This is a genomic window from Limnobacter sp. G6BE5S (assembly GCF_058448965.1).
The window spans coordinates 70,999-90,502 of the sequence record NZ_JBZFLM010000008.1 but is presented as its reverse complement, the minus strand read 5'-3'; the positions used below and the strand labels follow the sequence as shown (position 1 = coordinate 90,502).

Genomic DNA, 19,504 nt, shown 5'->3' with positions numbered 1-19,504 from the left:
ATCGATTAAGAAAAAAGCCGGCCCCAAGCCGGCTTTTTTCTTGGGACAAACAGACGAATGCCTTACATGTGGTCGATCATGACCTGACCAAAGCCAGAACAGCTCACTTGCGTGGCGCCTTCCATCAAGCGTGCGAAGTCATAAGTCACTTTCTTGGAAGAAATGGACTTCTCCATCGAACTGATGATCAAGTCAGCCGCTTCAACCCAACCCATGTGGCGCAACATCATTTCTGCAGACAAAATTTGCGAACCTGGGTTCACGTAATCTTTGCCCGCGTACTTGGGCGCCGTACCGTGTGTGGCTTCAAACATGGCGATGGAATCGGACAAGTTCGCGCCTGGGGCAATGCCAATACCGCCCACTTGTGCAGCCAACGCGTCGGAAATATAGTCGCCATTCAAATTCATGGTGGCGATTACGCTGTATTCAGCAGGGCGCAACAAGATTTGCTGCAAGAAGGCATCCGCGATCACGTCTTTGATTACGATATCGCCGTGAGCTGCCTTGATCTTCATCCATGGGCCACCGTCCAGCAATTCTGCGCCAAACTCATTCTTGGCCAATGCATACGACCAGGCTGCAAATGCGCCTTCGGTGTACTTCATGATGTTGCCCTTGTGAACAATAGTCACAGAAGGCTTTTTGTTGTCGATCGCGTACTGGATTGCCTTGCGGAACAGGCGTTCAGTACCTTCCTTGGAAATGGGTTTAATACCAATACCCGAAGTTTCGGGGAAGCGAATTTTGCTCACGCCCATTTCTTCGCGCAAAAACTTGATCAGTTTTTGGGCCTTCTCAGTTTCGGCTTCGTATTCAATGCCTGCATAGATGTCTTCCGAGTTTTCACGGAAAATAACCATGTCGGTTTTGTGGGGCTCTCTCACCGGGCTGGGCACGCCAGTAAAGTAACGCACAGGGCGCAAGCACACATACAGATCAAGCTGCTGACGCAAGGCAACGTTAATGGAACGAATGCCACCACCTACTGGCGTGGTCAGCGGGCCTTTTACAGACACCACATATTCTTTCAACACTTCCAGGGTTTCTTCAGGCAGCCACACATCGGGGCCATACACCTTGGTGGACTTTTCACCGGCGTAAATTTCCATCCAGCTGATCTTGCGCTTGCCACCGTATGCTTTGGCCACAGCGGCGTCGACCACGTCGATCATCACTGGTGTAATGTCAAAGCCAGTGCCATCGCCTTCGATGTATGGAATGATGGGTTGATCGGGTACGCTCAACGAGTAATCACTATTGACCGTGATTTTTTCGCCGACTGATGGGACTTTAATGTGTTGGTACATGGTCTCTCCGCTGCTTCTCTGGTGTGTTAGAGGGAACACTCTAGTGTATCCCTTCACTACGAAAATCACAATTATTTCGCAATATGAAATTGCATTCCTTATTGCGCCAAGCCGTATAATAACGCCATCTTCTTTCAGATCTCTGACAGGAACCAGATTTCATGCACTTTGATCAAATGAACAATCACCGCGCCACATTCAGGCTGACACTGGCGGCGACCGCACTGGGCTTGGCTGCCTGCATAAGCAATGCGGCAGGACCGGTTCAGGCGCAATTGCCAATCGTACAGCTTCGTGTGGGCGAACATGTCGTGAAAGCCGAGCTGGCCAACAGCGACCTAACCCGCCAAATTGGTTTGATGAACCGACAAAATCTAGGAAAAAACGCTGGGATGCTTTTTGTGTTCAAACACAGCGAAACCCAGTGCATGTGGATGAAAAACACGTTGATTGATCTCGATGTGGCCTTTGCAGACAGCAACGGAGTCATTCTGAATATTGAGCCAATGAAAGCCGGTAGGGCAGATATTCACTGCTCCAGTGGCAGCGCCAGGTTTGCACTGGAAATGAATCAGGGCTGGTTCTCAAAACTCGGTATTGAGGCAGGCGAGCAGTTGCATCTGCCCGAACAAGCCAAGGACACACAACCATAACGAACATAAAAAAACCGACCCTTTGTTGCACATGCTGCACAACTCGAGGGTCGGTCTTCTCAATCTGATTTCGAAAAATTTAGCCTTCGAAATTCTTGGATGCAAATTCCCAGTTCACCAGGTTCCAGAAAGTCTCAACGTACTTGGGGCGGGCATTGCGATAGTCGATGTAGTAAGCGTGTTCCCACAAGTCGCAGGTCAACAGGGGCTTGTCCTGGGTAGTCAACGGTGTGGCAGCGTTGCTGGTGTTCACAATGTCCACAGAACCATCGGCTTTTTTCACCAACCATGTCCAGCTGGAACCAAAATTACCGATTGCACTTTTTGTAAATGCTTCCTTGAATGCATCAAAGCTGCCGAATTTGGCATTGATTGCGTCAGCCAGTTTGCCGCTTGGTGCGCCGCCACCATTGGGTGACAGGCAATGCCAATAAAAAGTGTGGTTCCAGATTTGCGCTGCGTTGTTGAATACGCCGCCGGTCGACTTCTTGACGATGTCTTCCAGGCCAGAGTTTTCAAACTCAGTGCCCTTTACCAGGTTGTTCAGATTTGTAACGTAAGCAGCATGGTGCTTGCCGTAGTGGTATTCCAGTGTTTCTTTGGAAATATGGGGAGCCAGCGCGTCCATCGCGTAGGGCAGTTCGGGCAGTGTGTGTTGCATATCAGTATCCTCTCTCACTTCAATCAATACGAAAACTTCAGCTTGGGGCAAAACCCGGCATTTCAACCCCTCTGATTCTATCTTGATTTTTTGACATCCTTGTTGAACGTTCCGCGCAGCTCTGTTTTCTCGCGAACATTCACCACAATTTCACCGTCGGCCAGGGTGGCGCGCAAACCATCGCCTGTTTGCACATCCGCCACAGAGCGAATCACCGTATCACGACCTTCTGGCTGCAAAAAAGCATAACCTCGCTCAAGGGTTCTTTGAGGGGAAACAGCCTCGACCACAGAACCCAAACGCTCGATGCTTGAATCAAATGCGGCCATGCGCCGTCGCTGAGCCGCCGAAAGCGCACTTTGCAGAAATTGAGTGCTTCGGTCCACCGAATTTTGCGAGGCCTCCATTTCAAGTGACATGGATTGCCACAAACCGCCAATTGAGTTGGACTGTTGCACCAGTCCACGCTCCACCAGCTTTGGCAAACGGCTACTGGCGCTACTCAGGCGTGACTCAAGAGAATTCAAATAAGCCGTGGGTGTCAGCAAGCCCAGCTCGGCACGATCCACGCGCTGAACCAGCATTTGAGCCCGGTGACGCAAGGCTTTGCGCAAGCCCATGTGCAAACCTTGAATCTCGGCCAGCAATTCACGCGTAGGCCGGCTGATCAATTCAGCGGCGGCAGTCGGTGTTGCGGCACGCAAATCTGCGGCAAACTCGGCCAGCGTCACATCGGTTTCATGCCCCACCCCAACCACAATTGGCGTTTTACACGCCGCCACCGCGCGCACAACAGCCTCTACGTTGAAACACCACAGATCCTCCAGGCTACCACCGCCGCGGCAAAGTACAAGCGCTTGGTGACCTGCTTGGTCGGCCTTGCGCAAGGCCTCAATAATTTGCGCTGCCGCCTGCTCACCCTGTACTGCGGTGTGATAAACGGAATATTCGACATGGGGCGCGCGCCGAGCCAGAGCCTGTTTTACATCGGCAAGCGCTGCGGCTTGCAAAGAGGTAATCACGCCAAGATTGAATACAACAGACGGAAGTGAGCGTTTGCGACCAGAATCGAACAAGCCTTCCTGGGTCAACTTGGTTTTCAGTTGCAAATACTGCTCATGCAAATTGCCCTGCCCGGCTTTCTTGATCACATCAACGATCAACTGCAGTTCGCCACGTTGCTCGTACATGGCCAATTGGGCAAGCACCTCGACTTTGTCCCCCACAGCCGGAAAAAAGCCTGCAAGGACATTGCGTTGGCGGAACATGACCGCCTTCAATTGAGCAGATTCGTCTTTCAACGCCAAGTACCAATGCCCGGAAGAAGCACGGGTAAACGCTGCCACTTCGCCTTGAATCCGGATCGAACCAAATTCATTTCGAAGATGATCATTCAAGTGCCGCGCCAGTTGGCTGACCGAGAAAACTGTTTTTAAGTCAATCATTTATAGACCAAACTGGCTAAAAAACCAGAACATTTCCACATGCGATAACAAAAGATTACTTTCTGTGCAACATGCCCGAAATACAAGAGAACAAACATAAGCAACTGATTACAAAAGAAAAAACAAACAAATTACAGTGCACAAAAAGTTCATTTTTCTTAAAAGCAGCTGATAATTCAAAAATTTGAGGGGCTTTTCCCCAAAGTTATCCACAATGAACAAATATTTCGACTTCGGCGCAATTTGTGTAATGTTGGTTTTTTCGCTAGAGTCCGTGTCTTACTGAATAGGAGTCTACTTGTGTGGTCAATCATTTCTGCGGCGGGCTGGCCAATTTGGCCTCTGATTTTTGGTTCGGTGGTCGCCTTGGCAATCATGCTGGAACGCATTTGGGCCTTACGCAAGAAGGACTTGATACCTGAAAATCTGGTGACCGATGTTTGCAAAACCCTCCCCCAGTTCAAAGACCGACAAAACATTGCCCGACTAGAGGCACACAGTGCGTTGGGTGGTTTGATGGCCGCAGGGCTTTCCGCGTTCTACAAGAACGAGAGCATTGAGACCGCGATGCAGGATAAATCAATCGGAATTCAAAACACGCTCGAGAAACACCTGGATGTGTTGTCCATGATTGCCAGCGCCGCCCCTTTGATGGGCTTGCTGGGCACGGTCATCGGCATGATCGAAATTTTTGCTGTTCAAGGTTCCGGGGCTCAAACGCCAGAAGCGATTGCTGCAGGTATTGCCGTGGCCCTATACAACACTGCTTTCGGCTTGATCGTGGCCATTCCCGCCTTGGTCGCCTATCGACTGTTCCGGATCCGGATCAACAGCCTGCTCGATGACATGGGCGACTCGCTCAAGCCGTTTGAAGATTTGCTCAAACAGCACGCCAACTCGCGCAAACAGGCCTGAGGGGCGGGCATTGAGAATCAAGCGAAAAACAGGCACTGAAGCACCCGACATCAACCTCATTCCACTCATTGATGTGTTGTTGGTGATTGTTATCTTTTTGGTGGTGTCGACTACGTTCATGCAACCGAGCCAACTAGAGGTAGACCTGCCCGGCACCCAAAGCGCGAAGGAAGACACCACGCCGCCGGAAGCACTGCGAATACGAGTAGGTCGAGATGGCAATTACGCACTGGGTGCTCAAAGTGTACTGACCGAAACCCAATTGCGCACCGAGCTCAGCAAGACTTTGGCTGCAAAACCGGCTGGCGAAGAACGCAGGGCAATTGTGGAGGCCGACGCAGCAGCAACGCATCAATCTGTCGTGCTGGTCATGGACATGCTGGCCTCACTGGGCGTTGCAAGGGTATCGATCGCCACTGCCGGCGGCAAAGCCCCATGAACACCGGGAATCGCAAGGCCCAGGTTGAGTCGGGCTTGCTTCAGATTTGGTATGGCGGGCACAAGCCAAGCCTCATCGTCGGTCTGTCCTTAAGTTTGCTCGAATTGATTTACAAAAGCCTGCGCTGGGTGAGCAGACAAAACAAAAAATCGGTCGCTGCCAAAAAAGCCTGCAGACCTCCTGTGTTGGTTATTGGCAATCTGATTGCGGGTGGTGCCGGCAAAACCCCGATCGTGATGGCAGTGTGCCAACACTTTTTGGCGAATGGTCAGCAGGTCGGAATCGTCAGCCGTGGGTACGGTCGTTCAGCACAAACCCCCATGCTGATTGACCCCGGGCAGACACTGCCTGCAGCAAGTGAGGTAGGAGACGAGCCTCTCTTTTTAAGCCATGAAACCGGTTGCCCGGTGGCCGTGTGCGCCGATCGAAGCCAGGCGGTCAACCTTCTGTTGCGACACTTCCCCGATTTGAGTTTGATCGTGTCAGACGATGGTTTGCAACATCACCGCCTTGCCCGCCAACTTGAATGGGTTGTGTTTGATTCCCGCGCGCATGGCAATGGTCGCCTTCTGCCTGCTGGCCCTTTGCGAGAGCCACTCGCCAGACTCGACTCTGTGGATGCGGTGCTGTGCTCTAACATTGCACCGCAAGTGCTGAGCAAGGCACTGAACAGGCCGGTTCAAAACAATTGGCACGCCATACAGGTTCAACTGACAGGATTCAGTCAACTGAGCTCTGGCCTTTTCTTGACAATCGACCAAGCCAAGGAACACTGGAAAGGGCTGAAATTAGTGGCATTTACCGGAATGGGCAACCCGGAAAAATTGTTCGCTGCGCTTCGGTCTGCCGGCCTGAACCTGGATGCCAGCCATGGACTTCCGGATCATTTCAACTATCCTGAAGACTTTTGCGCACAGTTCATTCAACAGGTGCTGATCACAAGCGGCAAAGATGCCGTAAAATTGGATCATTCGAACCCAAAGGTGTGGGTGGCCGAGATAAGCGTCACACTGCCCCCCGCCCTGACACAAGCCCTAGAGGATTGCATTGGACCCACAATTGATTGACATCCTGGTTTGCCCCATCTGCAAAGGGCCACTTGTAAAACGGCCAAGCGACGGCTACCTGGTGTGCAAAGCTGACAAACTCGCATTTCCTGTGCGAGACGGAATCCCCATCATGCTGGTGGATCAGGCTGAACCCGTTTCAACTTCCAACCCTTAAGCCCCATGTTCAAAGCCGTCATTCCGGCCCGTCATGCATCCACCCGCCTGCCCGGCAAACCGCTACTCGACATTGCGGGAAAACCCATGGTGGTGCGCGTGGCTGAACAGGCCTTGAAGTCTGGAGCCGACGAAGTGCTGGTGGCCACGGATCACCCTGACATTGAGACGGTGTGCAAAGCGCATGGCCTGCAGGTTGTCATGACGCGTGGTGACTGGCCAACCGGTACGGACAGAATTGCAGAAGTAGCCCAGATCAAAGGCTGGGCAGACGACACGGTGGTGGTGAACGTGCAGGGTGACGAACCTCTGATTGACCCCGCCCTGATTGACCTGGTAGCCAAAGCCTTGCTGGACGACGCGCAAGACATTGCGACGTGTGGGCACACCATCGACAACTGGGAAGAATTCAAGAACCCCAATGTGGTGAAGATCGCCATGCGGGAAGACGGTGAAGCGCTTTACTTTTCCCGGGCCCCGATTCCTTACCCGCGAGATGCGTATGCCTTGGAATCCTGGCCAACAGGTGCGCCTGCAGGGCAGCTGGGTATTCGCCACATTGGCTTGTACGCCTACCGCGCCCGTTTTCTCAAGGTGTATCAAACACTGCCCCCAGCCCGAATCGAAGTGCTTGAATCACTTGAACAACTGCGGGCGCTGGCCAATGGCTTTCGTATAAAAGTGTGTATGATTCAGGATGCCCCGCTTCCGGGGGTAGACACCGTGCAAGACCTGGAAAAAGTCAGGACATTGTTCGGGTCTCGTTAAGGCTGAACGACCATGAAGAAATATTCGAGTCCGCCTGTGGGTAAGTTTTCTGCAAGTTGAACCACCCATAATCGCGAAGGCTTCGAATAAGAATAACCGGCCAAAAAATATTGCCTGTTGTAAACAACGCGTCTTGTACAACAGGCCAGCAGATTTAAAACTCTTGAGGCGACTATGCGTTTAATTCTATTGGGAGCGCCCGGTGCTGGTAAAGGCACGCAGGCGACATTCATCAAGGAAAAATTTGGCATTCCCCAAATTTCCACCGGCGACATGCTGCGCGCTGCAGTCAAAGCAGGCACCCCCTTGGGCATTGAGGCTAAAAAAGTCATGGACAGTGGCGGCCTGGTTTCAGACGAAATCATCATTAACCTGGTGAAAGAACGTTTGAAAGAATCCGACTGTGCCAATGGTTACTTGTTTGACGGCTTTCCCCGCACCATTCCACAAGCTGAGGCCATGAAAGAGGCTGGCGTAAAAATTGATTTCGTGCTGGAAATTGATGTTCCCCACGACGCAATCATTGATCGAATGAGCGGCCGCCGTACTCACCCTGCATCAGGCCGGACTTATCACGTTAAATTCAATCCCCCCAAACAGGAAGGCATTGATGACGTGACAGGCGAGCCTTTGGTTCAGCGTGACGACGACAAGGAAGAAACCGTCAAGAAGCGCCTTGAAGTGTATGAAAAGCAGACACGCCCCTTGGTGGACTACTATGGTCAATGGGCAGCCACAGGCGATGCCAATGCGCCCCAATACCGAAAAATTGCTGGTGTTGGCAGCGTTGAAGAAATCAAAGGCCGCGCCTTTGACGCATTGAAGTAATTCAAACCTGCTTGCAGCGCCCTGTTCGGGGTGCCGCAAGCAATCAAACTGCAGGCTTGCGAACCAAGCGCTTCGGATTCAAACCCAAAGCGGCCAATACAGCAAAATACACTGCACCACACACCCCGATTACTCCCAGCACAATACCAACCCGCAACAGCGGCGTTGAGGCCATTGCAAGCCAGTCAAATTGCTGATTCATGAACCACAGCGCGACACCCATGACCACGGCAGCCGCCAACACTTTGACAAAATAAACGGCCCAACCCGTTGATGGCGTGTACAAGCCACGCCTGCGCAGCCCCCAATACAGCACCCCAGCATTCAACAAAGCCCCTCCGCTGATGCTGAGCGGCAAACCCGCATGCCCCAGCAAAGGCACGGTGACAAGGTTCATGAGCTGGGTAGCCAGCACCACCGCAATGCCAATTTTTACCGGGGTGCGAATATCCTGCTTGGCATAAAAACCAGGGGCAAGAATTTTCACCAATACCAAACCTGCCAAGCCCAAGCTATAGGCGACAACGGCCTGGCTGGTCATGGCCACATCATTGGCATCAAAACGGCCATAGTGAAACAGCAAGGCCACCAAGGCATCCGAGAACAGCCCCATGCCCACAGCGGCAGGCAGCACCAGTACAACGGTCAGGCGTAGCCCCCAGTCCATCAGGCGGGAATACTCCTCGTGACTGCGGGTGGCAGCTGCAGAAAGCGAAGGCAACAGCACGGTGCCCAAGGCAACCCCCAACAAGGCGGTGGGAAATTCCATCAAGCGGTCGCCATAAGAAATCCAGGACACACTGCCCTTGTCCAGATGCGATGCAATATTGGTATTGATGATCAAGCTGATTTGCGCCACAGACACCGCCAGGGTTGCAGGCACCATGTTCTTCAATACTCGACGAACCCGATCGTCCTGCCAGGCGGCTTTTATGGATCCAAATCCGGCAAACGGGTTGATCAAACACCCCGTGCGGGCCAATCCATACCAAAGCACAGCCACCTGCAACACACCACCCACCATGACAGCAATGGCAAATGCCTTGACCGCTTGATCAAAATAAGGGGCAAGTAGCAAGGCACCCGCAATAAAGCTGACATTGAGCAACACCGGCGCAAAAGCAGGCAATGCAAATGATCGGAAGGTATTCAACAAGCCCGAGGCCAAGGCCACCATTGAAATTAAAAGGATGTACGGAAACATCCATTGGGTAAGCAGCACAGTCAGCTCAAACTGTTCGCTGCCTTGCTCCAAACCACTGGCCATGCCCATGACCACCCAGCTGCCGCCGAGAACACCCAACACAACAATCAACAACAAACAGAGAAACAGCAAGGAACTGACACGCCGCGCCAAATCGACTGCAGCCGCTTTGCCCTCGGTGGCGTTTGTTTGGGACAAAATCGGAATAAAGGCCTGCGAAAAAGCACCCTCGGCGAACAATCTGCGCAAAAGATTTGGAATTCTGAAAGCAATGAAAAAAGCGTCGGACTCCGCCCCTGCCCCCAAGAGGCGCGCGGTGATTGTCTCTCGGATCAGACCTGTTATCCGGGAGAGCATTGTCATGGCGCTGACTGCAGCGGCCGATTTCAATAAATTCATATAGTGATTGTGAAAGGGCTAGTATTTTGTTAAAATTGCGGGTTTTCGAATTCTACACCCTGGAACACAAGCAATATGGCCAATTCAGCACAGGCGCGCAAGCGCGCAAAACAAGCCGCCAAAGCAAATGCGCACAATTCTGCCATTCGCTCAGCGATGAGAACCGCGATTAAAAAAGTACGCGCTGCCGTTGATGCAGGCGACAAAGCCGCTGCACAAGCAGTGTATCGCGAAACAACCAGCATTCTGGATCGCGTGGCAGACAAAGACCTGGTCCACAAGAACAAGGCTTCGCGTAACAAGTCCCGCTTGTCTGCGCTCGTAAAAGGCATGGCCGCTTAAATTAGCGACCGGGAAAGCTGGTTCAGCTTTCCACCTGACGAAAAGTCCGTTTCACATGAAAAAGCCCCTTGATTTCGAAAGGGGCTTTTTGTGTTTTCCGAAAATAAAGAAAGTGCCTTGCGCGCATTACTCCGGGTCGGGCAATAAGCAGGCGTCAAGCAGCTGCAAATCGTTGTCGCGTGCAAAATTCAATACGAAAGTCATCGCCATGGGCTCGATTTCGCGCAAGCGCTCGTCGATCACCACACATTTAATGTTGTTCATCAAGATAGGTTTGGCGTAAGGGCTGTAGGCCAAATGCTGCTGGCTCTGCTGGCGCCCAGGCGGGCGGTAGCAAGACAACACGCCGCACAGGCGCTCTGCCCAGTCCGATGGGCGGAAAGGCCGCCCGCCTGACATTAGTCCGAGAATAAAGAATTCCTTGGGCTTGACCTTGGGTGGTTCAGCCATAACCAAATAGCTCCTGAGGTGTACTCGCACCCCGACATTTATTTTGTGCGTATTGTCGGGGTTGATTCTTACAGCGTGCTGAAGAATCGATGAGAACTGGCTTTAAGCTCGATCTATACGTGCATACGCCGAGTGGTTGTGAATGGACTCGAAGTTTTCCGCTTCCACTGTGTACTGCCCCACCTGCGTGAATTTGTTCATGGCAATGGCAACATCGCGAACCAGATCTTCAACGAACTTGGGGTTGTCGTAAGCGCGCTCTGTTACATACTTTTCGTCTGGGCGCTTGAGCAAACCATACAACTCACAAGAGGCCTGCTGCTCGATTGCCGAGATGAACTGAGCAATGTCCACATCGTCTTTTAACTGCACACGGGCTGTAACGTGCGAACGCTGGTTGTGCGCGCCGTACTCGGAAATTTTCTTGGAGCAGGGGCACAGGCTGGTCACAGGTACAACCACGGTAAGGTAAATGTCTTGACCTTGCTCGTTGGCAGAACCCTCCAGGGTCAACTGGTAATCCATCAAACTGGAAACACCGCTGATGGGCGCGACCTTGGACAGGAAGTAAGGCAACTCCATTTTGATGCGACCTGAAGGTGCACCCAGGCGCTGCAACATGTCAACCAACATGGCGCGGAAACCGCTCACGGTGAGCACAGCACCCTGTTGCTCTTCCAGCAAGGCGATGAAACGTGACATGTGCGTGCCTTTTTGATCGGCGGGCAGAAACACGGTCATTTCGAACTCGGCCACGGATGGCATGGGCTTTTGGCCCTGTAGTTCAATCAGAACTGGATATTTGACAGAACGAATACCCACCGATTGGATTGCAATGTGGCGGGTATCGATGGTGCTTTGGACATCGGGAATAGCCTGGTCGTTTGGATTGGTGGCCACGGCATTCTCCAAGCCTTTGTCACGTGTATTCATAACTTCCTCATGTGTTCGCGGAACGCCCTGCTACATGGCGTACCACATTGGTGTGGCGATCAAAGAGCTCGCCATAGTGCTGCTTGATGGACGTTTCTATGCCTTGGGCGTCCAGTCCAAGATTCTTGAGCAGGAGCGCAGGGTCTCCGTGGTCGATGAATTCATCGGGCAAGCCGAGCTGCAAAACTGCGTTGTTAAAGCCTTGGGCGTGCAAGTGTTCCGTTACCGCCGAACCAGCGCCACCCATGATACAGCCCTCTTCCACAGTCACAAAGCTGTAGCGCTGCTCTGCAAACCGTTGTAACAATTCTGCATCAATCGGCTTGACCCAGCGCATGTCCACCACGGTGGCACCCAGCGCACGACCAGCCTCAAGGCTTGGTTCACACATGGAGCCAAATGCCAAAATTACAAGTTTATTCTCAGACTCATCGGGCGAATAACGCACAATTGCCCTGCCAATTTCAAGCGAATCCAGCGATTCATCGGCCACAATGCCCGGCCCCATACCACGCGGATAACGCACAGAGGCACAACCAGGATAGTGATAAGCCGTGGTCAGCAACTTGCGACACTCGTCTTCGTTGGACGGTGCAGCAATGATCATATTCGGGATACACCGCAGATAGGCAACATCGTAATTGCCGGCGTGGGTTGCACCGTCGGCCCCAACCAAACCTGCTCGGTCCAAGGCAAAAGTGACATCCAGATTCTGCAAGGCCACATCGTGAATCAGCTGGTCGTAGGCACGTTGCAAGAAAGTGGAGTAAATGGCCACTACGGGTTTCATGCCCTCGCAGGCCAAACCTGCCGCAAATGTGACCGCGTGTTGTTCTGCAATGCCCACGTCAAAATACCGTGAGGGAAAGCGTCGCTCGAATTCAACCATGCCCGAACCTTCACGCATGGCGGGGGTAATGCCCACCAGTTTGCGATCCGATTGCGCCATGTCGCACAACCACTTGCCAAAAATTTGGGTGTAAGTGGGTGGCTTGGGCGTGGTTGACTTTTGAATGCCAATGCTTGGATCGAACTTGCCGGGGCCGTGGTACAGCACAGGGTCTTGCTCGGCCAGCTTGTAACCTGCGCCCTTTTTGGTGATCACATGCAGAAAAATCGGGCCTTTCATGGCACGCAGGTTTTGCAACGTAGGCACCAAGGCATCCAGATCGTGGCCGTCGATCGGGCCGTAATAGTTAAAACCAAATTCTTCGAACAGCGTGGCCGGGCTCATCATGCCTTTCACATGCTCTTCGAGCCGGTGCGCGAGTTCGTACAAGGGTGGGGCCACGCCCAAAATGCCCTTGCCGACTTCTTTCACATTGTTCAGCATGCGGCCAGACAACAACTTGGCCAGGTATTTGTTCAGCGCACCCACAGGCGGTGAAATCGACATGTCGTTGTCATTCAAAATGACCAGCAAATCGATGTCGGGGGTAACACCCGCGTTATTCAGGGCCTCGAAAGCCATGCCGGCTGTCATCGAACCGTCGCCGATCACCGCAATGTGCTTGCGGTTTACGCCCAAATTGCGGGAGGCCACGGCCATACCCAAGGCGGCAGAAATGGAGGTGCTGGAGTGTGCAGTACCAAAGGCATCGTATTCGGATTCCGAACGCTTGGGAAAACCGGATATACCGCCGTACTGACGCAAACCGGGCATGGCCTCACGGCGCCCAGTCAAAATTTTGTGCGGATAAGTTTGATGGCCCACGTCCCAAACGACGCGATCGTTCGGTGTGTTGAACACATAGTGCAAGGCCACAGTCAATTCGACTGTACCCAGGTTGGATGACAAATGCCCGCCGGTTTTGGCCACTTGCTCCACAATGTAATTGCGCAACTCATCGGCCAACTTGGGCAGCTGGTTTTCAGACAATCGCCGCAAGTCTGCGGGGCAATCAATTTTTTTCAGCAGATCGGTCATGATTTCCGGTTTGTAATCAATTCTACAAGGGATTCCAGCGGGGCTCTGCGTTGCGGCGCAATGGCGTCACAGGCGCTCAGTGCTTGCTCGCGAAGCCGAGTCAACAGCGCTTTGGCTTCGCCCAACCCCATTAAACTCACCATAGTGGGTTTGTTGTTCAGTGCGTCTTTGCCCGACGTTTTACCGAGCACTTCGCTGGTGGATTCCACGTCTAATATGTCGTCTATTACCTGATATGCCAAGCCCAAACAATGGGCGTAGGCCTCTAATCCTTCCTTTTCAACGTTTGAAATGTCGGGATTGCTGACATAACCCATGCGAACCGAGGCTTTAATCAAATCGCCAGTTTTTCGCGCATGCATGTTTTCAAGTGCAGACAAGTCCATGGGTTTGCCCACATGCGCAAGGTCAATGGCCTGCCCTGCAGCCATGCCCTGAACACCGGACGCACCGGCCAAGGCCGCAATTTGTTGCATACGAACCTGCACACTACCTTGGCCTGATTCTGCAAGCCACTGAAAAGCAGTGGTTTGCAATGCGTCACCAGCCAACAAAGCAAATGCTTCGCCAAATTTAACGTGACAAGTCGGCTTGCCACGGCGCAACACGTCATTGTCCATGCAAGGCAAGTCGTCGTGAACCAGCGAATAGGCGTGCATGGCCTCGATGGCACAGGCCGCATCGCTTAGTTCGCCTACAGGCGTGCCCACAGCGTGGCCAGCAGAAAATACCAGCATGGCCCGCAGGCGTTTGCCGCCATCCAGCAAAGCATATTCAATGGCCTCGTTAAGCACGGTTGAAGGGCCTTTGCGCTGCTTAAGCTTCTCACACAATATGTCCTCAAAACCCGCGCGGGTTTCATCAAACCAATTCAGCTTAATAGGTTGAGGGAAGCTCACTGATCACCTTCGTCGACTGGTTTGTTCAAGGCTTGTTCAATCTCGGTCACCTCTTTGCGAACCTGGCTCAATCGGTCGCGACAATACTTCACTAGATAAGCACCGCGCTTGTAATCGGTCAACAATTGATCCAGTCCAAGATTCTGGGAATCCATGGTGTCGACCAGTGCTTCCAGTTCGGCTGCCGCTTCTTCGAAGGAGGCTGGTACCGCTTGGGCGGATTCAGCGGGTGCTGTTTTTGATTTGCTTGGGCTCATTGTGCTGCTGTGCGTAGTGCAAAGTCTTCCATTTTACTGCGAGTTTGCTCAAAGGCGAAAAGTCTTTGGCCGGAATGCGGACTAAAGGGTACAATCCCACTTTCTCTTTTTGTTCAACAGGTTAATTTGCATCAGTGTCGATCAGGGACACTGTTGGAGGAGGTCCCCGGGATCATGTCCGATTTGAGTGATTTGTCCAATGTGTCACATGCCGTGACGCAGTCAAGTTTGCAGCCTCATGTTTCAACGTATTTTGATGAACATGTTTTGAAGGATGAAATCCAACTACTCTATCGAGACGGACCGGGTTACGTCGGTCACACCCATTGGGTGGCCGAGCACGGCGACTGGAGGTCACTTCCGTGGGAAGGAGACGGTCGCATTCTGGTGAACAACGGCTCTGAAATTGAGCTTTTGTCCAATGTATGTCGACACCGTCAAGCCATTATGCTGAAAGGTCACGGCAACTCCAGCAATATCGTTTGCCCGCTTCACCGCTGGACCTACGATTTGAAGGGCGAGTTGCTGGGAGCCCCCCATTTTGCACAGCAACCTTGCACCAGGCTACAGTCCTACCCGCTTCAAAACTGGCGTGGCCTGCTGTTTAATTCTGGTCGCAATGTGCTGGACGAGCTGAAAAATGTGCCGTTCCTCGAAGAACTCGATTTTTCGAACTTTCAGCTTGATTCGGTAAAAAGCAATGTGTTGCCCTACAACTGGAAAACCTTCATTGAGGTTTATCTGGAGGACTACCACGTGGAGCCGTTTCACCCGGGGCTGGGTCAATTTGTGAGCTGCTCCGATTTGCAGTGGTACTACGGCGAGAACTGGAGTGTGCAATCGGTGGGCGTCAAGGCCGGGCTTCGTCGCCCGGGCACGCCGGTTTATCGCCAGTGGCACGATGCGGTCAAAAAATTCAGCAACGGTGTAGAACCCAAATACGGCGCAATCTGGTTTTGCATGTACCCCAATATCATGGTGGAGTGGTACCCACATGTGTTGGTGGTTTCCACGCTGCACCCGAAGGGGCCACAGGAAACATTGAACGTGGTTGAGTTTTATTACCCCGAGGAAATTCGCCTGTTTGAGCGGGAATTCGTCGAGGCTGAGCAAGCCGCCTACATGGAAACTGCAGTGGAGGATGACGAAATTGCCGAGCGAATGGACGAAGGCCGCCGCGTGCTGATGGAACGTGGAGAACACGACGCTGGCCCCTACCAAAGCCCAATGGAAGACGGCATGGCGCACTTCCACGCTTGGTATGGTGCCCAAATGAACCCGGCTCACCACCAATCCGGAAAGTTGAAAAAAATACTCTGAAAAGCTACAACACGCATCGTCCAAATCAATATCGCGATTTCTATTTTTGTTTAATATTTTTCTGGTACATTGATTAGACAAAAATAAAACTCTGGATATATTCAAATGATGCGTGGCGCCAATTCTTTGGACGGGCCCGTCGTACGTAGTGGCGGCCCCGCCTACCAACAAATCAGTGAAGTGCTGACCCATGAAATTTTCAGGCAAACCTGGAAGGTTGGCGAACCACTGCCCAATGAAAAAAAACTCTCAGACCGCTTTCAAGTGTCAATCGGCACAATTCGCCGCGCAATTGAAGCCCTGGAGACGTCTGGCTTAGTGACAAAAATGCAGGGACTGGGCACATTCGTTACCAACAAAGCCTTGCCTTCCCCGGTATACGATCGGGCAGACCCATTCAAGCTGAATGACCACTGGGCCACCGAATATGCGGGCACCGAGGTAAAAACCGAGTTGATCAGCCTGGAAAGCATTCAAGCCAATACCGAGGAATCTCGCGCCCTTGGCGTCACATTGGGTGATCCGATCTGGTTGATTGAAGTTCGGCACATGCTGCACACTCAATTGATTGCCTATGAACAATTGTGCCTTTCAAAGAAAGTCTTTCCAAAACTGAGTATTGAGATGCTTCAAAAATCGGCGGGTAATCTTTACCGGCTGGCCTCGGAAGTCTTTCAAATGCGAATTGGCCAAATGACTGACGAAGTGTCGGTCAAATCCATGGAACCGCGAATCGCCAGCCTGTTCAATAAAATTCCGGATGCACCAAGCCTGCGTGTATTCCGTATTACCCATTCCATGGACAACACACCGATTGAAAAACGCGAGGTATGGCTTGACCCCAGCTTTGCGCATTACAAAGCAACCCCGGAATTATCCTGACGCTCGGCGCAAGCCGAACAGTCGCGCTACAATCTGCCCCCATGCAAGCACTCTGGATGTTAATGGCCTGCCTGTGCTTCGGCACCATGGGCCTCATGGTCAAATTGGCGGGCTCCCATGTCTCGTTGGGTGAAATTGTGCTGTTTCGCGGTGCGGTACCGGTTATTGGCATCACGGTTTGGGCTGTCATTCAGGGTCTTAGCCTGAAAAGCCCGGTTGCCATGTTGCACCTAAAACGAAATATCGCAGGAATTATTGCAATGTGGTGCGGTTTCTATGCCACCACGCAATTGCCGCTGGCTACGGCCACTACGCTGATGTACACCTCCCCCCTGTTTATCGCGCTGATTCTGTGGCTTTGGTTTGGTCAATCGAGAAACTGGCTTGAACAACTGGCCATTGCCATTGGGTTCGGTGGGGTTATTGCCGTACTTCAACCCGTGATTGCAAGTGACCAGCTTTCAACCGCACTGATTGGCTTGGGTGCCGGAGCTGTGTCAGCGATCGCATACCTGCAGCTAAAAAGCCTGGGCCAAGCAAAAGAAGCAGAGTGGCGAACAGTGCTGTACTTCGCGGGCACCGCAACAGTTACTTCGCTGGTTTATCTATTGGGTTTCGGCGAATTTACAGTATTCAAGACAGCGGGCTACGAATGGCAGCTGCTGTGGCTATTGGCTTTGGGGGTTTTTGGCGGTGCTGGCAACCTGGCGCTGACCCGGTCGTTTGGCAGCGGCTCAACCTGGCTTTCAGCCGCACTGCAATACTGCACCATTCTGGTGTCTACGTTTTATGGCATCACGGTATTGGGTGACATTCCAACAAACACCACGTGGATTGGCGTGCTATTGATTATCACTTGTGGTGGCATTTCTTCCTATGCCACCCACAGACGCAAACTGAATAATTATTGAATTTGCTTTTAGTGATGATGGTGCAGTATTTCGGCCAACAAGGCGATCAAGGCCACACCGCCACCAATGCACAACAATTGCACGAAACTCTCTTTGATTTTGACGCGTTGCTGCATTTGTGGAATAAGGTCGGCCACGGCAACATAAATAAAACTGGCGGCGGCAAACACCAAGGCATATGGCAACAATGCTTGCAGTTCGGTAAACAGGGTGTAACCCAAACCCGCGCCCAGTACTGCGGCCAAACCAGCCACCGACATCAGCTGCAAGGCTTTTTTGCGTGCAATTCCAGCATTCACCAGCACGAGATAATCCCCGGTTTGCTGGGGAATTTCGTGTAGCACCACGCTCAGCGTGGTCACCAAACCCAATTCGAAATCGACCAGAAAGGCACTGGCCACCAGCAGGCCATCAGCAAAGTTATGAATTGAATCACCCACAACAATCAGCAAGCCACCTCGCCTTGCCTCGCGCTTGTCGAAACCGTGGTGATGGTCATGCCCATCGTGCTCATGGTGGTGACTGTGGCGAAAGATGGCGAACTTTTCCAGCACAAAGAAAAACAACAAACCGACTAACAACAAAGCAAATAGCTTGTGATGGTCCATGCCTTTGTCCAGCGCTTCAGGCAGCAAATGCAACAGCGATGCGCCAAGCAACACACCAGCGGACACACTGACCATGGGCTCAAGCGAACGGGCAATGTGGCGGGCTGTTAAAAGCGCAGATGCAAATATGGCCAAGGCCGTGCCCAAGGCAGCGGCCAGGAGAACAAGCGGTAAACTGGATTGCACGATTGATTCGGTCCGAGATTAGATCAGGTTCTTGCCCCGCAAGAACTCAAGCGCCTGATTGTACGCCTGTTTCGCCGCGGTGGAATTGTAGGTGGGGCGATAATCGGCGTGGAAACCATGCTGTGCCTTGTCAAACACCGTGATACTGCTGGCTTGTGCATTTGAATTGCCCTGGGCGGCAGCCAAGGCCTTTCGCATCTGCTCCACCGTGTCCAGCGGAATGGAGCTGTCTTCGGATCCATACAAACCCAACACCGGGGCCTTCAATTGAGTAGCCACATCCACAGGGTGTGTAGGCGTTAATTCAGTTTTTGCGCCCACCAGGCGACCATACCAGGCCACACCTGCTTTAACCGCAGGCTGGTGAGCGGCATACAACCAGGTAATTCGTCCACCCCAACAAAATCCGGTCACGGCGAGTTTCTCGGCGTCAGCGCCTTCGGTGGCCGCATGTTCGACACATTTGTCCAAATCAGCCATCACCTGTTTGTCATTCATTTTTGAAATGACATTTTCCAAAATGGCGGCCACCGTGGCGTACTGCCCTGGCTCGGAATGTCGAAAGAATATTTCGGGTGCCAAGGCATAAAAGCCGGCCTGGGCAAAACGACGGCATACATCTTCCAGATAGGCATGAACACCAAAGATTTCAGGCACCACCAGAATAACTGGCGCGTTCTTTTTGCCTTTTGGATAAGCCCGGTAGGCGAACATGTCATCGTCGCCCACATCCACAAACACCCGGCCTTCTTCAAGGCCGTCGCTTGGCGTGGTAATGGCTTGGGCCAACACAGGCGACGCGGCTGCGGCAAAACCACCCACAGTAAACCCTTTGAGAAGGGTGCGACGGTCAATGGTCAGTTTGCCACCGCCAGTCAAAGCCTCAAGGTGTTCCTGATGTTCGGTTTTTTTGCTGTCGCTCATGTGCCTGCTCCTCATTTCTT

The 19,504-nt window shown here is 52.4% G+C and carries 22 protein-coding genes; 11 read left to right on the top strand and 11 right to left on the bottom strand.

Annotation, left to right across the window (positions count from 1 at the left end):
* Positions 1-62: 62 nt before the first annotated feature.
* On the bottom strand, positions 63-1,310 hold the full coding sequence (icd, locus tag ACVL1J_RS14565) for an NADP-dependent isocitrate dehydrogenase (RefSeq protein ID WP_341236465.1): 1,248 nt from the start codon (positions 1,308-1,310) through the stop codon (positions 63-65).
* A 161-nt stretch (positions 1,311-1,471) separates the two neighbouring features.
* Between icd and ACVL1J_RS14560 the strand changes: the two genes are divergently transcribed.
* On the top strand, positions 1,472-1,963 hold the full coding sequence (locus tag ACVL1J_RS14560) for a DUF192 domain-containing protein (RefSeq protein WP_341236466.1): 492 nt from the start codon (positions 1,472-1,474) through the stop codon (positions 1,961-1,963).
* Positions 1,964-2,042: 79 nt separating this feature from the next.
* On the opposite strand, the gene sodB is transcribed toward ACVL1J_RS14560, so the two are convergent.
* Positions 2,043-2,624: a superoxide dismutase [Fe] gene (sodB, locus tag ACVL1J_RS14555; protein ID WP_159568441.1), complete on the bottom strand. Its 582-nt coding sequence runs from the start codon at positions 2,622-2,624 to the stop codon at positions 2,043-2,045.
* 77 nt (positions 2,625-2,701) lie between these two features.
* Positions 2,702-4,069: an exodeoxyribonuclease VII large subunit gene (gene xseA / locus ACVL1J_RS14550; RefSeq protein ID WP_341236467.1), complete on the bottom strand. Its 1,368-nt coding sequence runs from the start codon at positions 4,067-4,069 to the stop codon at positions 2,702-2,704.
* A 300-nt stretch (positions 4,070-4,369) separates the two neighbouring features.
* Here xseA and ACVL1J_RS14545 point away from each other — a divergent pair, with 300 nt between their 5' ends.
* The 6 genes from ACVL1J_RS14545 (at position 4,370) to adk (ending at position 8,242) form a co-directional block, all read left to right on the top strand.
* Positions 4,370-4,984: a MotA/TolQ/ExbB proton channel family protein gene (locus tag ACVL1J_RS14545; protein WP_159568439.1), complete on the top strand. Its 615-nt coding sequence runs from the start codon at positions 4,370-4,372 to the stop codon at positions 4,982-4,984.
* 10 nt (positions 4,985-4,994) lie between these two features.
* Positions 4,995-5,423 carry an ExbD/TolR family protein gene (locus ACVL1J_RS14540; RefSeq protein ID WP_236550786.1) on the top strand — a complete coding sequence of 143 codons (429 nt, stop codon included), beginning with the start codon at positions 4,995-4,997 and terminating at the stop codon, positions 5,421-5,423.
* Positions 5,420-6,490 (top strand): tetraacyldisaccharide 4'-kinase, encoded by a 1,071-nt coding sequence (gene lpxK, locus ACVL1J_RS14535; protein WP_341236468.1) that lies wholly within the window; start codon positions 5,420-5,422, stop codon positions 6,488-6,490. Before ACVL1J_RS14540 ends, lpxK begins: the two co-directional genes overlap by 4 nt.
* Complete coding sequence (locus ACVL1J_RS14530) at positions 6,471-6,647, top strand: Trm112 family protein (protein WP_159568436.1); 177 nt, start codon at positions 6,471-6,473, stop codon at positions 6,645-6,647. The genes lpxK and ACVL1J_RS14530 overlap by 20 nt, the downstream gene beginning before the upstream one ends.
* Positions 6,648-6,652: 5 nt before the next feature.
* Positions 6,653-7,414: a 3-deoxy-manno-octulosonate cytidylyltransferase gene (gene kdsB, locus ACVL1J_RS14525; protein WP_159568435.1), complete on the top strand. Its 762-nt coding sequence runs from the start codon at positions 6,653-6,655 to the stop codon at positions 7,412-7,414.
* A gap of 174 nt (positions 7,415-7,588) precedes the next feature.
* On the top strand, positions 7,589-8,242 hold the full coding sequence (gene adk / locus ACVL1J_RS14520) for an adenylate kinase (RefSeq protein ID WP_159568434.1): 654 nt from the start codon (positions 7,589-7,591) through the stop codon (positions 8,240-8,242).
* A gap of 43 nt (positions 8,243-8,285) precedes the next feature.
* Here adk and murJ read toward each other — a convergent pair whose 3' ends face one another.
* On the bottom strand, positions 8,286-9,845 hold the full coding sequence (gene murJ / locus ACVL1J_RS14515) for a murein biosynthesis integral membrane protein MurJ (protein ID WP_159568433.1): 1,560 nt from the start codon (positions 9,843-9,845) through the stop codon (positions 8,286-8,288).
* Positions 9,846-9,920: 75 nt separating this feature from the next.
* Between murJ and rpsT the strand changes: the two genes are divergently transcribed.
* The gene (gene rpsT / locus ACVL1J_RS14510; RefSeq protein WP_159568432.1) at positions 9,921-10,187 is read left to right on the top strand and encodes a 30S ribosomal protein S20; all 267 of its coding nucleotides are present in this window, start codon (positions 9,921-9,923) and stop codon (positions 10,185-10,187) included.
* A 126-nt stretch (positions 10,188-10,313) separates the two neighbouring features.
* On the opposite strand, the gene ACVL1J_RS14505 is transcribed toward rpsT, so the two are convergent.
* The 5 genes from ACVL1J_RS14505 to xseB form a co-directional block, all read right to left on the bottom strand.
* Positions 10,314-10,637: a DUF3579 domain-containing protein gene (locus ACVL1J_RS14505; protein ID WP_341236469.1), complete on the bottom strand. Its 324-nt coding sequence runs from the start codon at positions 10,635-10,637 to the stop codon at positions 10,314-10,316.
* Positions 10,638-10,739: 102 nt separating this feature from the next.
* On the bottom strand, positions 10,740-11,570 hold the full coding sequence (gene folE2, locus ACVL1J_RS14500; protein WP_159568430.1) for a GTP cyclohydrolase FolE2: 831 nt from the start codon (positions 11,568-11,570) through the stop codon (positions 10,740-10,742).
* A gap of 7 nt (positions 11,571-11,577) precedes the next feature.
* On the bottom strand, positions 11,578-13,500 hold the full coding sequence (gene dxs / locus ACVL1J_RS14495) for a 1-deoxy-D-xylulose-5-phosphate synthase (protein ID WP_341236513.1): 1,923 nt from the start codon (positions 13,498-13,500) through the stop codon (positions 11,578-11,580).
* On the bottom strand, positions 13,494-14,396 hold the full coding sequence (locus ACVL1J_RS14490) for a polyprenyl synthetase family protein (RefSeq protein ID WP_341236470.1): 903 nt from the start codon (positions 14,394-14,396) through the stop codon (positions 13,494-13,496). Before ACVL1J_RS14490 ends, dxs begins: the two co-directional genes overlap by 7 nt.
* The gene (gene xseB, locus ACVL1J_RS14485) at positions 14,393-14,653 is read right to left on the bottom strand and encodes an exodeoxyribonuclease VII small subunit (protein ID WP_341236471.1); all 261 of its coding nucleotides are present in this window, start codon (positions 14,651-14,653) and stop codon (positions 14,393-14,395) included. Before xseB ends, ACVL1J_RS14490 begins: the two co-directional genes overlap by 4 nt.
* Before the next feature lie 192 nt (positions 14,654-14,845).
* Here xseB and ACVL1J_RS14480 point away from each other — a divergent pair, with 192 nt between their 5' ends.
* The 3 genes from ACVL1J_RS14480 to ACVL1J_RS14470 all read left to right on the top strand — a co-directional run bounded on the left by ACVL1J_RS14480 (position 14,846) and on the right by ACVL1J_RS14470 (position 17,766).
* Complete coding sequence (locus ACVL1J_RS14480) at positions 14,846-15,973, top strand: aromatic ring-hydroxylating oxygenase subunit alpha (RefSeq protein ID WP_159569585.1); 1,128 nt, start codon at positions 14,846-14,848, stop codon at positions 15,971-15,973.
* Between the two features lie 105 nt (positions 15,974-16,078).
* Positions 16,079-16,855 carry a GntR family transcriptional regulator gene (locus ACVL1J_RS14475; RefSeq protein WP_159568428.1) on the top strand — a complete coding sequence of 259 codons (777 nt, stop codon included), beginning with the start codon at positions 16,079-16,081 and terminating at the stop codon, positions 16,853-16,855.
* 41 nt (positions 16,856-16,896) lie between these two features.
* On the top strand, positions 16,897-17,766 hold the full coding sequence (locus ACVL1J_RS14470) for a DMT family transporter (protein ID WP_341236472.1): 870 nt from the start codon (positions 16,897-16,899) through the stop codon (positions 17,764-17,766).
* 8 nt (positions 17,767-17,774) lie between these two features.
* On the opposite strand, the gene ACVL1J_RS14465 is transcribed toward ACVL1J_RS14470, so the two are convergent.
* Both ACVL1J_RS14465 and ACVL1J_RS14460 read right to left on the bottom strand, forming a co-directional pair.
* Positions 17,775-18,560 (bottom strand): ZIP family metal transporter, encoded by a 786-nt coding sequence (locus tag ACVL1J_RS14465; protein ID WP_341236473.1) that lies wholly within the window; start codon positions 18,558-18,560, stop codon positions 17,775-17,777.
* An 18-nt stretch (positions 18,561-18,578) separates the two neighbouring features.
* Entirely contained in the window at positions 18,579-19,484 is a 906-nt protein-coding gene (locus ACVL1J_RS14460; protein WP_159568425.1) for a dienelactone hydrolase family protein, read from the bottom strand.
* Positions 19,485-19,504: the final 20 nt, after the last annotated feature.